The sequence below is a fragment of the Candidatus Igneacidithiobacillus taiwanensis genome, from assembly GCF_031962545.1.
GTDB classification, from domain to species: Bacteria; Pseudomonadota; Gammaproteobacteria; order Acidithiobacillales; family Acidithiobacillaceae; genus Igneacidithiobacillus; species Igneacidithiobacillus taiwanensis.
Genome location: NZ_JAVRKK010000046.1, coordinates 1 through 15,304, shown reverse-complemented (window position 1 = coordinate 15,304; position 15,304 = coordinate 1). Strand labels below are relative to the sequence as shown.

Sequence of the window (15,304 nt, the reverse complement as noted above, 5' to 3'; positions counted from 1 at the left end):
CGCTACCCGGTAAAACCCCCGGATCCGGTACCCGACATGTTGAACCTGCATGGCACTCCTCCCTCGCCAAAGAAGTGCCAAAGGTTTGTGAACTTATGCAAAAGCGCGTGGCTGGAGAGGGAATGTCTAGACACGGTCTGGCGCGATCCCCAAACCTAGTCTAATATAAGAATCTGATGGCAAGATGCGAGTCAAAAGGAGACAATAATGGCCAGTCAACAAAAAGGGCAGATTCTGCAAGACCCTTTCCTCAACCTGTTGCGCAAGGAGCATGTTCCGGTCGCAATCTATCTGGTCAACGGCATCAAGCTCCAAGGATTCGTCGAATCGTTCGATCAGTTCGTTGTGCTGTTGCGTAACAACGTCAGCCAAATGATCTACAAGCACGCCATCTCCACGGTTGTGCCAAGTCGTGATGTGCGCTTGCCTCTGCCCGAAAATGAGGGTGAGGTGCCCAGTGCAGACGAGGCCGTCGACTGAATCGTCTGCCGGAAATCGAGCGCTCCCATCGGGATCGCTCGCTACTCATCCATGTTGCAACACCTGGTTCCTCGGATGTGGGCGGTGCCGAGTTTCGCCAGTTAGCTGCGGATACCGGCGCCGAGATCCTCGATCTCTGGTCCATCTCGCGCACTCGTCTCGATCCGGCAACCTGCATCGGCAGCGGTAAGGTGCAAGAGATTGCGGAATTCGTTCGTGCCAACAACGTTGATCTCCTGCTGTTCGATCTCCCGCTGAGTCCGGTGCAGGAGCGTAATCTCGAGCGGGCCTGCGCGGCGCGCGTGGTGGATCGAGTCGGTCTGATTCTCGACATCTTTGCTCGGAGAGCACGCACACACGAGGGAAAGCTGCAGGTAGAGCTGGCACAGCTCGATCATTTGCGCACTCGGTTGGTGCGCGGCTGGACCCATCTCGAGCGGCAGCGCGGCGGCATTGGCCTGCGCGGTCCCGGCGAAACCCAGTTGGAAACCGACCGCCGATTGATCGGCGAGCGGATTCGCATTCTCAAAGAGCGTCTGGCGCGAGTAGCTGCCCAACGCGGCATTCAGCGGCGCGCTCGGCTGCGAACCCCAGTCCCAACCGTGGCCTTGGTGGGGTATACCAATGCGGGTAAATCTTCTTTGTTCAATGTCCTGACGGCCAATGCGCAGTATGCTGCCGACCAGCTTTTTGCCACGTTGGATCCGACCATCCGTCGGCTCGCGCCCGAAGTAGCGGGGCAACAGATCTTGCTGGCCGACACGGTTGGCTTTCTTCGCGATCTCCCCACCGAGCTGATTGCCGCTTTTCGCGCTACATTGGAAGAGGTGAATGAGGCGCAACTGTTGCTCCACGTCATCGATGCGGCAGCACCGGATCGTGACGAGCAAATTGCGGCAGTAGAAGAGATTCTCGCAGATATTGGCGCCGATGAGTTGCCGCGGATTCGCGTTTTCAACAAAGTGGATTTGCTCGAGGATATTCCCCCCGCCCGCCGCGATGTCGATGGACAGATGACCGACGTCTGGCTCAGCGCGCATTCGGGCGAGGGTGTAGACCTGCTGCGCAAGGCAATCGTCGCTCGTTTACGACAGGAGCCCTTGCGCTTGCAATGTACCTTGCGGCCAGAGCAAGGGGCGTTGCGCGCTCGTCTTTACCAGCTCGCGTGTGTACTGGAGGAGAGCTTCGCGACCGACGGCAGGCAATTTCTGCAGATTGAAATCGATCGAGCCACTTGGGCGGGATTGCAAAAACACTACGGGGCAGAGAGTTGTCAGCGAGAGGATCTGCCCTCTACAATGCGCCCATAGTCCGGTGCAAGGAGAGCGGGATGCCATGGAGTGATCCGGGCGGCAGTGGTAATCAGAACGGTAACAAGAGCGGCAACCCGTGGGGGAAACGCCCCAAAAGCCCCAGTGGTTCATGGAACATCGACAAGATCACCAAAGAACTGCGTAAGTTGGGCAATAAACTCTCAGCTACGCCGGGAGCCGGTCCGCGTCGTAATTTTCCATATCTGACCTGGTTGCCGCTGATCGTTGCCGTCGTACTACTTTTCCTGTGGCTGCTCTCGGGATTTTACCAAGTCGATCCTGGCCAAGAAGCGCTCGTATTGCGTTTTGGGCAAGTGGTGGCGACGGTGCCGCCGGGCAACCATTATCATTGGCCGAGCCCCATTGAAACGGTAGAAACCGTGGACGTGGGTCGCAGTCGACGGCTGGTTCTCGGTTATGGAGACTCTGGTGAGGCTTTGAGCCCAGGACGTATCCTTACCAGCAACGATGAGTTGATCGACGTGCGGTACGCTGCCGATTATCGTATTGCGCATCCGCGTGAATACCTTTTCTCCAATAGCAACCCGCAGCAATATCTCGCCTTTGTTATGAGTGCTGCCCTGCGGCAGATTACCGACGGGATGAGCTCGCAACAATTACTCGGTGCTGCCCACGCACCCCTCGAGGAAAAGCTGTTGGAGCGAGCGCAACAGCTGCTCGCCAACGGTAAAAGTGGTATTACTCTGCAGTCGGTGCAGATTATTGAGCTCACCCATCCGAAAGCTCTCGATCCGGAATACGAAAAGATCGACAAAGCACGCAAGGAAGCCGCGATTGCTGCTGAAGAGGCCAAAGCGGACGTACAGAAAGAGATGATTTCTGCCAAGGCCGAGGCCGATAAGATGCGTAGTCAGGCGCAAGTAGAGGCAAATCGGTTGGTAGACAAAGCCCAAGGCGATGCCGCCCACTTTGATTCGCTCTATCAGGCCTACCGACAGGATCCGCAGGTGAGCGCGCGACAAATGTATTTACAGACGATGGACGCCATTCTCGCCAAAGCTGGCAAGGTAGTCGTTGCCGATGGGCCTGGGGCACAGGTGTCTGTAACTACCGCCGCCCCACCAGTTTTGTCATCCGCTCCATCGGCGAGCGCATCCACCCAAAGCGGAGGTAAGGCGTCATGAAAGCCACTTCTTGGGGTTGGTTAGTGCTGCTTCTGGCAGCTGTCTTGTACCTCTTGTCTGCAAGTTTTTACGAGTTACGCCCGGGGCAGAGTGCGATCATTCTTAATGCTGGGCGAGTGACCGGAGAACATGTGCAGCCAGGTCTGTATCTTCACTGGCCCTTTTTGCAATCGGTCCAGATCATCGATACACGCCGCCGCAGTCAGAGCACCAAGGCAGTTACCCTGGTTCCTAAGAGCGGTCCGGCTTTGCAGCTCGATTGTTTTGTGCAATGGCATGTGGATGATGCTACTCGCTTTTACCAGCACGGCCTGAATACTGCCTTGGCCGAGGGTGAGGTGAGCGACGCAGTGCAGGCAGCTTTGCGCTTGCTGATTGAGAAAAATCCCGACGATTCACCTAACAACGACCTACTGACGCACTGGCAGAAGCAACTTTTCACCACTGTAAGTCAGCAACTGCAGAAGGACGGAATTCGGCTGGATGATCTGCATTTTCTCGAGATCGGTCTAACGCCCGATGCGCAACAAGCGGTGTATCAAAAGATGCGGGCTGATCTGCAGAACCAACTCACCGAAGTACAATTGGCGGGAAAGACACAGGTAGACGACATCAAAAATGCAGGTGAAAAGGCGCGTCAACAAGTTTTGAGCGATGCGTACACAAGCTCTCAGCAAACCTTGGGAGCCGCGCAGGCACAGGCGGCAAAAATCTATGCCGACTCCTATGGCAAGGATCCGAGCTTTTATGCTTTTTATCGTAGTCTCGAAATTTTGCAGCACAATGCCAAGCCGGGGGACGTGTGGGTACTGTCTGCCAACTCGCCCTTGCTGCAGTATTTGCATCGTGGGCTAGCAACGGGTGGCAAATAATGGAACGTGATAGCGGCGCGGCAAACTGGATGTTGCCCGCAGGCTTTGAAGACATGGGCCCGCGCCAGGCCGAGGCTTTGGAGGGGAAACGCCGAGAACTCCTCGATCTTTTTGGTACTTGGGGATATCGTCAGGTCATCCCGCCAATGCTGGAGCATCTCGAAAGTCTGCTTACGGGTAGTGCCATCGATTTAGACCTCGAAACTTGGAAAGTTTTGGATCAGGCGAGCGGGCGAGTGCTCGGTTTTCGCTCGGACATGACTCCGCAGATGGCCAGAATCGATGTGCAAATGACCCGTGCCGATGAAGCCCGGCGGCTGTGTTATGCGGGTACGGTGTTGCGGGCACGGCCAGATGCCTTGGGGGGGAGTCGCGCGCCCTTTCAAGTTGGTGCGGAACTCTTTGGCGTTGCGAGCGCTGAGGCGGATCTCGAGATCTTGTCGCTGATGATCGAAAGCGTGCAGCGCTGTTGTCCGGGCAGCGACTTGGTATTAGATCTGGGACATGTCGCGATTCCTCGCCGATTGGCAGAAGCCAGCGGCTTGCCCCAATCTGCTCGGGAAGAATTGCTGCGCTTGCTCGAGCGCAAGGCGTGGCCGGATCTGCGCCAGCTTTTGCGACGGCATGCGGTGGTCGAGGCATCGGAAACGGCATTCCGCGCCCTGTCGGAGTTGCACGGCGATCGCGAGGTGCTGGCGCGGGCGCGACAAAGACTTGCCGCCTTCACCGACCTTGCACAACCTTTGGAAGAGCTCGATTTTGTGTGGCAGATGCTCGCGCAGCGATATCCACAACTGTGCATTCGGGCAGACTTGGCTGAGATGCAAGGGCATCGCTATCACACCGGAATGCTTTTTGCGCTCTTTTCGCCGTTGCGCGGTGCCGCCATCGCGCGGGGTGGGCGTTACGATGGCGTCGGCCAGGCCTTTGGTCGTTATCGTCCAGCTACGGGCTTTAGCCTCGATTTGCGCCCGTTGCTGCGCGAACTCGAAGAGGAAAGGAAAACGCCAAAGGTATGGGCTCCAAGTGGCGGCGATTCGACCTTATGGCAGGCAATCTGCGATTTACGCTCCCAAGGTTATGTCGTGGTTCAGGACCTCGGCAAGGAGACAGGGCAAGGCCCGATGATCCCTGAGGGTTTTGATGCGGTTCTGCAGCGAGAGCAAGGACGCTGGGCCTTGCTGAGCCAGAGCCCAGAGCTTCCTTTTTCTGCATCCTAGGTTTTTTCGGAGTCGAAATCGATGTCCAAGAATGTCGTTGTGGTTGGCACCCAGTGGGGTGACGAGGGTAAGGGCAAGATTGTCGACTGGCTCACGGAGCACTGCCAAGCGGTTGCACGTTTTCAGGGAGGCAACAACGCCGGCCACACCTTGGTCATCGGTGGCCAAAAAACGGTCTTGCATCTGATTCCTTCTGGCATCCTACGTCCGGACGTGCAGTGTCTGATTGGCAACGGGGTGGTCTTGGATCCGGTCGCACTGTTCGAAGAACTCGATCCGCTCCTGCAGAGCGTGCCCGACGCCGCGCAACGGCTGGTGATCTCAGAATCCTGCCCCCTGATACTCCCGTACCATAAGCGTTTGGATTTGGCGCGGGAAAAGGCGAAGGGCGAAGCAAAGATCGGTACGACGGGGCGTGGAATCGGTCCAGCTTACGAAGACAAGGTCGCCCGCCGAGCATTGCGCGTTGCAGATCTCTTTCATCGCAAGCGTTTTGCTGCCAAATTGGGTGAGGCGCTCGATTACCATAATTTCGTGCTCCAGCATTACTTCAAGGAAGAGCCAGAAGACTTTCATCGCATTCTCGAGCAGAGCCTTGCTTTTGCCGAACGCCTGGCGCCCATGACTGCCGATGTCTCGCTGCGCTTGAGCGAAATCCAGGCTGCCGGAGGCCGCGTGCTCTTCGAGGGCGCGCAAGGAACCTTGCTCGATGTCGATCACGGTACCTATCCTTTTGTTACCTCGTCGAATACCGTTGCGGGAGCAGCGGCGGCTGGCACCGGGGTAGGACCGGGAGAACTGGGTTACGTTTTGGGTATCACCAAAGCCTACACCACCCGTGTTGGCTCCGGCCCCTTCCCGACGGAACTCTTCGATGAAACCGGACGTTGGCTGGCGGAACGGGGAGGAGAGGTGGGTGCGACGACGGGCCGCGCCCGGCGCTGCGGTTGGTTTGATGCCGTAGCTCTTCGCGCCTCCTGCCGGGTGAATGGCGTTACTGGCTTGTGCATGACCAAGCTCGATGTTCTCGATGGATTGGCAGAGATTCGGGTTGCCGTCGGTTACCGCGTTCATGGGGAGGATCGCCGCGATCTCCCCGGCGGTGCCGAATCCCTGGCGGACTGTACGCCAATTTACGAGAGTTTTCCGGGGTGGACAGAATCCACGGCCGGTGTATCTCGCTGGGAAGATTTGCCAAGCAATGCGCGCAACTATTTAGAGGCCTTGGCGGCCCTGGTGGAGCGCCCTTTGGCGATCGTATCTACCGGGCCAGATCGCGCGCATACCATTCTGCGGGAGTCATTTTTGTGACGTCAGGCCACCGAACTCACGCGAGTCTTTTGCGTGCGAGAGAGGAGAGTTCCTTGGTGTCGTCATCAAAGTGTCATCAAAATGTCGCACTATTGTCATAATTTTCGGTCATACTATGGTCTGGTATAACCCGTAACGCGGAGATTGAGACATGCTCAATACGCAAGTCCAGAAGGGTATGGAACGTAATACTAAGAAAAACGAGCGAGCACTGCGTCTGTATCTGGCCCGTCACCAAGATGAAGTAGAAGCAGCGCAACGACTTCGCTATCGCGTTTTCAGCGCCGAACTCGGCGCGCAGTTGAGTGGTCCGCCAGGGATCGATCAAGACGAGTACGATCCCTATTGCGAGCATTTGATCGTTGAGGATGAGGTGCGGCAGGAGGTCGTCGGAACCTACCGTCTTTTTTTGCCCGAGCAGGTTTCTAAGGTTGGGCGTTATTATTCGCAAACAGAGTTCGACCTCTCGCGTCCCCTCGCTCTCAACTCGCGGGTAATGGAGCTGGGTCGGTCTTGTGTGCATCCTGACTATCGTCAGGGTGCAGTGATCGTTCTGCTCTGGTCGGGGCTGGCAGAAGCCATGAGTATGTGGGAAATCGACCACCTCATGGGCTGTGCCAGCGTGCACAGCACGGATGGTCCCGCCTTGGGAGCGTTGTACCGGTCGCTGGAGGCGAACATGGTGGCGCCTGAGCATCGGGTCTTTCCGTTGCGCCCCGTTCCCGGTTTTGACGCCAACGCCCAAGCCACTCCGGTGGAATTGCCGGGGTTGCTCAAAGGATATCTGCGGGCTGGCGTGCGTATTGGCGGTGAGCCCTGCTGGGATCCGCAATTTCATTGTGCGGACTTTTTTGTTTGGTGTGATTCGCGTTTGATCACCTCTCGATATCAGCAGCGGTTTCTGGAACCCGTGGCGCACGGAAAATGATTTTTCGCCGTCGGAATCGAGTCGGTAAAGCGGGGCTGTTGATTCCCTACCCGAGCCGGAACATCCTGCGTCGTAGCCGTCCACGTTCCGTGCGCCGAGTGTGGCGCGTGCCGGCTTTGGCGCTACACTTGCTGATCGCGTTTCCATTGAGCTGGTGGTATTACGGTCGCGGGAGAGGTGTCAATCCACGCGCGCTGAGGGTATTTCGTTGGTGGTGTGGGCTTGCTTTACGCATTCTAGGTATTCGTCTGCGCGTTGCTGGCGGTATTCCGAAGAATGCAGCGGTGATGATTGCCGGTAACCATGTTTCCTACCTAGACATCCTCGCCTTGGCTGCACTGTATCCGGGGCAATTCGTCGCCAAAAAGGAAATGCAGGAGTGGCCACTCTTTGGCAGATTGGCGCGGCGGTTGGGAACGTTCTTTATCGACCGCGGCGACGCACGTGCCAGCCAGCGGGTACTCAAAGATGCCGCCGAGGTTCTCCGTGCAGGTCGCATCCTCGTGATTTTTCCGGAAGGAACGACCAGCGATGGCAATAGTGTTGGGGAATTCTTCGCTGCCCCCTTCGAGACCGCCGTAGCAGCCGCTAGTCCAGTAGTTCCCGTAACTCTTCGATATGAGGACATCCTTCGCCCCGGCCACGCCGACCGCAGTTGTCCCTTCGTTGGCGAGGATACCCTGGCCGGCCATCTTTGGCGTCTGACTGCTTCCGCACCGCTAACGCTTCGCGTGGAATTCGGTCCACCGCTGGCACCTTCGCTCGGCAGGCGAGAGTTGGCGCGCGAGAGTCACCGCACCATCGTCGAGACACTACGCCGAATGGAGGAGGGTGCGCCGGTCACCTACCTCGATCCTACCCGACATCGTCTGCGCGACGCTTGGGAAGCTTGGCGTCATCGCAGCCAAAGTCGCTGAACGCAGCCTTTTACACCTAGTATTCACCGTACTCGTTATGACTATTTTTCCAGGCGTGTACGGTTTCTACCAGAATTTCGACGTTGCTGATGGGCGTTTGCGGAGTGATACCATGGCCCAAATTGAAAATATGGCCTGGGCGGCTCCCATTGGCGGTGAGGATCCGCTCGATTTCTGCACGTAACAGCGTGGGATGGCCGTAGAGCGCCATAGGGTCGAGATTGCCCTGCACGCTAATTTTGGCGCCGAGGCGCTCCCGCGCTTGGTCAATTTCCGTGTTCCAGTCGAGGCCCACCACGTCGGCGCCACTTTGCGCTACGGCTTCGAGCCAGTTTCCGCTTCCCTTACTGAAAAGGATGATTGGCAGCGGCGCTGCCTCCGCACTGGCGCGCAGGCCAGCAATGACCCGCTGCATGGGCGCAAGAGAAAAGTGTCGGTAGGCCGGGGTGCTCAGCACGCCGCCCCAAGTGTCGAAGAGCATGAGCGCCTGGGCGCCGGCTGCAGCTTGGGCCCGCAGGTAGCCAATGAGGGCGGCCACCAAACGATCAAGCAGTTGTTGCAGGCTCTCGGGGTCAGAATAGAGCCAAGTTTTTGCGTGTTGAAAATCACGGCTGCCACGGCCCTCGATCATGTAGCAAGCCAAGGTCCAGGGGCTGCCGGCAAAGCCGATGAGCGGTACGCGGCCAGCCAGTTCGTGCCGAATCAGCCGCACGGCATCCATGACATAACGGAGCTCCTGCTCCGGATCGGGCTGGTGTAGGCGCTGGATGTCCTGTGTCGTGCGCACCGGATTGGCAAAGACCGGCCCTTCGCCGTCGACGAAAGACAATTCCAGGCCCATGGCATGGGGAACGGTCAGGATGTCGGAAAAGAGGATGGCGGCGTCGAGATCGAAGCGTCGCAGGGGTTGCAGGGTTACTTCGCAGGCGAGCTCAGGATTTTGACAGAGGTCGAGGAAGCCGGGTACCTGCGCACGAGTGGCTCGGTATTCCGGCAGGTAGCGTCCTGCCTGACGCATGAGCCAGACGGGGGTGCGATCGACAGGCTGGCCGCGACAAGCCCGTAAAAAGCGCTCCGACTTGGCCGTGCTCATGCGCAGAGAAAGTCCAGAATGCCCTCGGCCGCTCGCCTTCCTTCGTCGACGGCGGTGACCACGAGATCTGAGCCACGATGCATGTCGCCGCCAACGAAGACTTGGCGATTGCTGGTTTGAAATTGGGCGTTGGCGCACACCTTGCCAGTCTTGTCGGTAGCGATGCCGAACTCGTCAAACCAGGTGGCAGGAGAGGGATCGAAGCCAAAGGCCATGATCACCGCATCGGCAGGTAAAATTTCTTCCGAGCCGGGCACGAGTTCCGGGTGCCGCCGCCCCTTGGCATCGGGCTCGCCCAGCTGGGTACGAACAACCTTGACGCCCTGTGGACCGGATTCGGCATCCCCGATGATTTCGACCGGTTGACGCTGGAAGAGGAATTTTACCCCTTCTTCGCGGGCATTGGTCACCTCGCGCCGTGACCCCGGCATGTTTTCCTCGTCGCGTCGATACACGCAACTTACTGCGCTTGCACCTTGGCGAATGGCGGTACGCACACAGTCCATGGCGGTATCGCCGCCGCCGAGCACCACCACTCTTTTACCCGCCAAATCGATAAAAGGGTGCAGAGGATCCGGCAAGGCCATGAGGTGCGAGATGTTACCGTTGAGATAATCCAAGGCCTTAAAAACACCCGGCAAGTTTTCTCCCGGAAAGTGGCCAACTTTGGCCTTGTAGGTACCCATGCCGAGGAAGACGGCATCAAAGTCGCGCAGCAAGTCGGCAAAGGGTATGTCTTTGCCAACTTCGCAACCCAGACGAAATTCGATTCCCATTTCCTGCAGCAGATTCGCGCGGCGCGCGACGACTTCTTTCTCGAGCTTGAATGGGGGGATGCCAAAAGTCAGCAAGCCGCCAACTGCTGGGTAGCGATCGAAGACCACGACATCGACACCGTTGCGGTTGAGAACGTCGGCACAACCCAGACCAGCAGGGCCGGCGCCCACCACGGCAACTCGTTTGCCAATACGCTCCGCCGTGGCAATGGTCGGTTTCCAGCCGCGGGCGAGGGCTTCTTCGGTAATGAATTTTTCGAGATTGCCAATGGTTACGGCGCCATAGTCTTCGTTGAGGGTACAGGCACCCTCACAAAGACGGTCTTGCGGGCAAATGCGACCACAGATTTCCGGCAGGGTATTCGTGCTGTGGGAGAGATTTGCCGCCTCTTCGATGCGATCTTCTACGATCAACTGCAACCAATTGGGGATGTAGTTGTGAACCGGACATTTCCATTCGCAGTATGGATTGCCACAGTGCAGACAACGGTCTGCCTGCAATTTGGCACTTGCGAGGTCGAAGCTCTGGTAGATTTCCCGAAACGCCTCGCGCCGTTCCTCTACCGGCAATTTTTTGGGATCCTGCCGGCCGTCTTCCAAAAACGCAAAATGGTTCATAAAAATTCCTCGCAATGGAGCAGGGGATCAGCTCGCTTCTTCGAGCAGTACTTCCAGCTTCGCAGCCTTGGGAACCACAAGCCACACCTCTGCCAAAAACTGCGACCAGTTCTGCAGTAATTCCCGGGCTAGTTGGCTACCGGTCCATTCTAGGTGCCGTTGTACGTGGCGGCGCAACAGGACTTCGTAGCCGCGCATCGATTCGGTGTCGATGCGATGGGTGTTGACGAGCTCAGCGTTCAGGCGGCTGGGGAAGCGGCCGCTCACGTCGCGCACAAAGGCGAGACCACCGGTCATGCCGGCGCCGAAGTTCATGCCAACGCGCCCAAGAATGATGATTTGCCCGCCGGTCATATACTCACAGGCATGATCGCCCGCGCCCTCGATGACTGCGATGGCACCGGAGTTGCGCACCGCGAAACGCTCGCCGGCGCGTCCAGCGGCGTGCAGAATGCCACCGGTAGCACCATAGAGGCAGGTGTTGCCAATGATGGCGGAGTCTGCCGCCGCATAGGGTACACCCGCTGGCGGTGCGATGATGATGCGGCCGCCATTCATGGCCTTGCCGACATAATCATTGGCGTCACCCTCCAGGCGCAGGGTCATGCCCTGCACCGAGAAGGCGCCAAAAGACTGGCCGGCCGTACCCTGAAAATCGATGTGCAGACAGTCATCAGGGAGCCCGGCATTACCGTAGCGACGGGCGATCTCGCCCCCCAAGCGAGCCCCAATGGAACGCTGGGTGTTCTGAATGCGGTAATGAAGACGGGTAGGGATCTTTTCTTCCAAGGCGGGCCGTGCATCGACGATGATCTGCTCGGCCAGTTCGCCGCGATCGAAGGGCGGATTGCGATCTTGCTGATGGGTGTTGTGGTCCGCATTTTCCAGGGCGGCATTGCCCAGCAGAGGTCGCAGGTCGATAGCGGCATGTTTTTCGGTCGTGCCGTCCTGACGCTCCAACAGATCGCTACGTCCGACCAAATCGTCGAAGTGACGGATACCGAGACTCGCCATGATCTCGCGAACCTCCTCGGCCACGAAACGGAAGTAGTTGATGACCAATTCTGGAAGCCCTTTGAAATGCTTACGCAAGGTCTCGTCTTGAGTCGCTACGCCGGTAGCGCAGTTGTTGAGATGGCAGATGCGCAGATACTTGCAGCCGAGAACGATCATCGGTGCGGTGCCAAAACCGAAACTCTCCGCGCCAAGCAGGGCCCCCTTGACCACATCGAGGCCGGTTTTGAAACCACCGTCGGCCTGCAAGCGCACGCGATGCCGGAGAAAATTCTTGCGCAGGGTGACCTGGGTTTCGGCCAGACCCAACTCCCAGGGGGAGCCGGCATACTTGACCGAGGTGAGGGGGCTGGCGCCGGTGCCACCGTCATAGCCCGCGATGGTAATGCGATCGGCATAAGCCTTGGCCACCCCCGCGGCAATGGTTCCAACTCCGGCCTCCGAAACCAGCTTTACCGATACGTAGGCCTCTGGGTTGACCTGCTTGAGGTCAAAGATCAGCTGTGCGAGGTCCTCGATGGAGTAGATGTCGTGGTGCGGAGGCGGGCTGATCAGGGCGACGCCTTCCTTGGCGTAGCGCAGACGGGCGATGATGCCGCTCACCTTATGACCGGGCAGCTGTCCGCCCTCGCCAGGCTTGGCGCCCTGCGCAATTTTGATCTGCAACTCTTCGGCGTTGACGGCGTATTCGGGAGTCACGCCAAAGCGGCCGGAGGCGATTTGCTTGATCTTGCTTACTTTATTATTGCGATAGCGCGCGGGATCTTCGCCACCCTCGCCGGAGTTGGACCGCCCGCCAATGCTGTTCATGGCGATGGCAAGGGCCTCGTGGGCCTCGGGAGAGAGGGCCCCCAAAGACATGGCAGCCGTATCGAAGCGCGGGGTAATGGCCTCCACCGGCTCTACTTCGTGTAATGGAATGGGTGCCCTCTCGCGTAGTTTCAGTAAATCACGCAAATTGGTAGCCTGCCGGCCATTCACCAGATCGGCAAAGACGCGATAGTCCTCCTGCCGACCAGAGCGGGTTGCTGCCTGCAGACTCGATACCACGTCGGGGTTGTACGCGTGGTATTCGCCGCCGTGGATATACTTGAGCTGTCCGCCAGCGCTGACGCGGCGGTGCGGACGCCAGGCATCCGCCAGCAAACGGCGCAGATCGGCCTCGATGTGGGCGAAATCGGCACCCTGGATGCGAGTGACGGTACCGCGGAAGCAGCGCTCCACCACACGTTCCGAAAGCCCCAGTGCCTCAAAGAGTTGACTGCTGCGGTACGAGGCTAGGGTAGAAATCCCCATTTTGGAGAGGATTTTGTACAGTCCCTTGTCGATACTTTTGCGATAATTGGCCAGCGCCTTGGCAACACTCACCGGTTGACTGAAGGCGCGCCGCTCCGCAAGGCTGCGTATGATCGCGTAGGCCAAGTACGGGTAGACTGCCGTCGCACCGTAGCCGATGAGGGTGGCGAAATGGTGCGGATCGCGAGCGTGTGCGGTGGCAACGAGGATATTGCAGCGCGTGCGCAGCCCAGCATCGATGAGGGCGTGGTGCACTGCCCCCACGGCCATCAGGGCTGGAATGTAGACGTGCCCGCGCTGCAGGGTGCTATCATCGAGCACGAGGATCACTGCCCCATCGCGTACCGCCTCGACAACCTTGTCGCAGAGAGCGATGACAGCACTCTCCAAGTCGCCATCGTCAGTAAAACACAAAGAAAAGCTTTGCGAGCAAAACTCTGGCTCCGGACGCGAGATAAGCGCCTCAAAAGCAGCGTCGGAAAGCACAGGAGAGTGTACCTCGATACGCCGCGCATATTCTGGGCGCTCATCGAAGAGGTTGCTCTCGGTTCCGAGGATGGTGTTGAGAGACATCACCAGGGCTTCGCGCAGAGGATCGATGGGCGGGTTGGTGACCTGGGCAAACTGCTGGCGAAAATAGTCGGCGAGGTGCCGCGGCTGGGTAGACAGCACGGCGATTGGGGTGTCGTCGCCCATGGAACCTACGGCCTCCTGTCCGCCTTCGGCCATGACGCGGATCACTTGGTCTTCTTCTTCCATACTGACGCCGAAGGCTTTCTCCCAGGTGACCAGATCCGGCACCGGTCGGGCGATTTGGGCGCCGTCGTCATCTACATCCAGATGTTCGGCATGCGCCGCGAGCCAGGCACCGTAGGGAGCACTATTCTGGATGCGCAGATCGATCTCGTCGTTGTTGAGCAACTGGCCATTGCGCAGGTCGACAGCCAGAATCTGTCCGGGGCCGACGCGACCCTGAGCCAGGATGTCTTGGTGGGAGTAGTCGAACACCCCGACTTCCGAGGCGATATTGATGATGCGGTCGCGGGTGATGACATAGCGCGCCGGTCGCAAGCCATTGCGATCGAGGGCGCAGACCGCCATTTGCCCAGTGTTCAGCACGAGGCCGGCAGGCCCGTCCCAGGGTTCCATGCGCATGGAGTGATACTCGTAAAAAGCGCGCAATTCCGGCGCCATGTTCGGCACGTTGTGCCATGCCGGAGGAACAAGCAAGCGCAGCGCCTTGAAAAAGTCCATACCACCCTGCACGAGCAGCTCCAGCATGTTGTCGAGGCTGAAGGAGTCACTGCCTCCACCGACGGCCGGTAATACCTCTTCCATGGGTAGCAAATCCGAGTGCAGCAACGGTGCGCGGGCTCGCGCCCAATTGCGATTGCCTTGAATGGTATTCAGCTCACCATTGTGCGCCAGGATCCGAAAGGGCTGGCAGAGTCGCCACTCCGGCCAGGTATTGGTAGAAAAGCGCTGATGATAACTGACCAGTGCCGAGGCAAAGCGGGGGTCGCGTAGATCTGGGTAAAAATCGGGTAGGTGCTCGGGCATGACCAAGCCCTTGTAGCCAATGACTCGGCTAGAGCAGGTGACAGCAAAGAAATCCGCATTGGACGCACAACGCTTTTCAACACGACGACGCAGCCGATAACAAAGGCGTTCGAAGGTATCTGCATCAACGTCTGTCGCTGCGAAAAAGGCTTGTTCGACTCTAGGCAGGGTTTTCAGTGCCTCGGCACCGCAGGCGGTGGCGTCCGTTGGCACGGCCCGCCAACCCATCAACTGCATTGCCAGGGCCTTTGCCTCTGCAGCCACGATGTCGCGAATTGCCTCGGCTTGTTGGGGGGCTTGCGGCAGAAAGAACTGGCCAACGGCAAAAAGCTTCGGCAATTCCAATCCTTGTTCTGCCGCCACGGCGCGAAAGAATTCTTGGGGCATCTGAATCAAAAGCCCACAGCCGTCGCCGCTTTTGCCATCGGCCGCTACCGCCCCGCGATGGGTGAGTCGAGCGAGGGAGGCAATGGCAGTGGCGACAATCGCATGACTCGCATGATCGTCCAGCTGGGCGATTAGCCCAAATCCGCAAGAATCTCTTTCAAAATCGGGGGAGTATAGATTGTCTGTCATGCTTGCACCCATGGCCGTACCAAAGCTCTCCGCCAACTGGCGAAAGGGAATCTATTATACGCTGCTGATACGCCGAAAACCAAGCAATTGTATGCGTCCACCACCTTTGGCACTGTGGTAGATGTTGGAGGAGGAAGGATAGCGGTGGTTTCTGTCCGAGTCGATGGTGTGGCCGTTCGGCGTTG

Annotated in this window: 11 protein-coding genes; 8 read left to right on the top strand and 3 right to left on the bottom strand. The window is 58.3% G+C overall.

All coding sequences use genetic code 11. The features are described 5' to 3' along the window. The first annotated feature begins 207 nt into the window (after positions 1 to 207). From hfq to RTI30_RS07740, 8 genes are all read left to right on the top strand, one after another. A complete protein-coding gene (gene hfq / locus RTI30_RS07775) occupies positions 208 to 480 on the top strand; it encodes an RNA chaperone Hfq (RefSeq protein WP_312262927.1) in 273 nt (90 codons plus the stop codon). Continuing rightward, positions 477 to 1,790 carry a ribosome rescue GTPase HflX gene (hflX, locus tag RTI30_RS07770; protein WP_409449692.1) on the top strand — a complete coding sequence of 438 codons (1,314 nt, stop codon included), beginning with the start codon at positions 477 to 479 and terminating at the stop codon, positions 1,788 to 1,790. The genes hfq and hflX overlap by 4 nt, the downstream gene beginning before the upstream one ends. Positions 1,791 to 1,810: 20 nt before the next feature. Then, positions 1,811 to 2,938 carry a protease modulator HflK gene (locus RTI30_RS07765; RefSeq protein WP_312262928.1) on the top strand — a complete coding sequence of 376 codons (1,128 nt, stop codon included), beginning with the start codon at positions 1,811 to 1,813 and terminating at the stop codon, positions 2,936 to 2,938. Beyond that, positions 2,935 to 3,810, top strand: a complete 876-nt coding sequence (locus RTI30_RS07760) for an SPFH domain-containing protein (RefSeq protein ID WP_312262929.1) — start codon at positions 2,935 to 2,937, stop codon at positions 3,808 to 3,810. Before RTI30_RS07765 ends, RTI30_RS07760 begins: the two co-directional genes overlap by 4 nt. Beyond that, a complete protein-coding gene (locus tag RTI30_RS07755; protein ID WP_312262930.1) occupies positions 3,810 to 5,030 on the top strand; it encodes an ATP phosphoribosyltransferase regulatory subunit in 1,221 nt (406 codons plus the stop codon). The genes RTI30_RS07760 and RTI30_RS07755 overlap by 1 nt, the downstream gene beginning before the upstream one ends. Positions 5,031 to 5,051: 21 nt before the next feature. Beyond that, the gene (locus RTI30_RS07750) at positions 5,052 to 6,341 is read left to right on the top strand and encodes an adenylosuccinate synthase (RefSeq protein ID WP_312262931.1); all 1,290 of its coding nucleotides are present in this window, start codon (positions 5,052 to 5,054) and stop codon (positions 6,339 to 6,341) included. A 178-nt stretch (positions 6,342 to 6,519) separates the two neighbouring features. Next, positions 6,520 to 7,269 carry a GNAT family N-acyltransferase gene (locus RTI30_RS07745; protein WP_312262932.1) on the top strand — a complete coding sequence of 250 codons (750 nt, stop codon included), beginning with the start codon at positions 6,520 to 6,522 and terminating at the stop codon, positions 7,267 to 7,269. Continuing rightward, positions 7,266 to 8,186, top strand: a complete 921-nt coding sequence (locus tag RTI30_RS07740) for a lysophospholipid acyltransferase family protein (protein ID WP_312262933.1) — start codon at positions 7,266 to 7,268, stop codon at positions 8,184 to 8,186. Before RTI30_RS07745 ends, RTI30_RS07740 begins: the two co-directional genes overlap by 4 nt. 16 nt (positions 8,187 to 8,202) lie before the next feature. On the opposite strand, the gene hemE is transcribed toward RTI30_RS07740, so the two are convergent. From hemE to gltB, 3 genes are read right to left on the bottom strand one after another with little or no spacing between them, the layout of a single operon-like run. Next, positions 8,203 to 9,279: a uroporphyrinogen decarboxylase gene (hemE, locus tag RTI30_RS07735; protein WP_312262934.1), complete on the bottom strand. Its 1,077-nt coding sequence runs from the start codon at positions 9,277 to 9,279 to the stop codon at positions 8,203 to 8,205. Then, positions 9,276 to 10,673 (bottom strand): FAD-dependent oxidoreductase, encoded by a 1,398-nt coding sequence (locus tag RTI30_RS07730; protein WP_312262935.1) that lies wholly within the window; start codon positions 10,671 to 10,673, stop codon positions 9,276 to 9,278. Before RTI30_RS07730 ends, hemE begins: the two co-directional genes overlap by 4 nt. 27 nt (positions 10,674 to 10,700) lie before the next feature. Next, entirely contained in the window at positions 10,701 to 15,119 is a 4,419-nt protein-coding gene (gltB, locus tag RTI30_RS07725; protein WP_312262936.1) for a glutamate synthase large subunit, read from the bottom strand. Between the last annotated feature and the right edge of the window lie 185 nt (positions 15,120 to 15,304).

What these genes read in the sequence shown, in the direction of transcription:
- hfq (WP_312262927.1), top strand. Translation starts at nt 208, where the DNA reads ATGGCCAGTCAACAAAAAGGGCAGATTCTGCAAGACCCTTTCCTCAAC.
- RTI30_RS07765 (WP_312262928.1), top strand. Translation starts at nt 1,811, where the DNA reads ATGCCATGGAGTGATCCGGGCGGCAGTGGTAATCAGAACGGTAACAAG.
- RTI30_RS07760 (WP_312262929.1), top strand. Translation starts at nt 2,935, where the DNA reads ATGAAAGCCACTTCTTGGGGTTGGTTAGTGCTGCTTCTGGCAGCTGTC.
- RTI30_RS07755 (WP_312262930.1), top strand. Translation starts at nt 3,810, where the DNA reads ATGGAACGTGATAGCGGCGCGGCAAACTGGATGTTGCCCGCAGGCTTT.
- RTI30_RS07750 (WP_312262931.1), top strand. Translation starts at nt 5,052, where the DNA reads ATGTCCAAGAATGTCGTTGTGGTTGGCACCCAGTGGGGTGACGAGGGT.
- RTI30_RS07745 (WP_312262932.1), top strand. Translation starts at nt 6,520, where the DNA reads ATGGAACGTAATACTAAGAAAAACGAGCGAGCACTGCGTCTGTATCTG.
- RTI30_RS07740 (WP_312262933.1), top strand. Translation starts at nt 7,266, where the DNA reads ATGATTTTTCGCCGTCGGAATCGAGTCGGTAAAGCGGGGCTGTTGATT.
- hemE (WP_312262934.1), bottom strand. Translation starts at nt 9,279, where the DNA reads ATGAGCACGGCCAAGTCGGAGCGCTTTTTACGGGCTTGTCGCGGCCAG.
- RTI30_RS07730 (WP_312262935.1), bottom strand. Translation starts at nt 10,673, where the DNA reads ATGAACCATTTTGCGTTTTTGGAAGACGGCCGGCAGGATCCCAAAAAA.
- gltB (WP_312262936.1), bottom strand. Translation starts at nt 15,119, where the DNA reads ATGACAGACAATCTATACTCCCCCGATTTTGAAAGAGATTCTTGCGGA.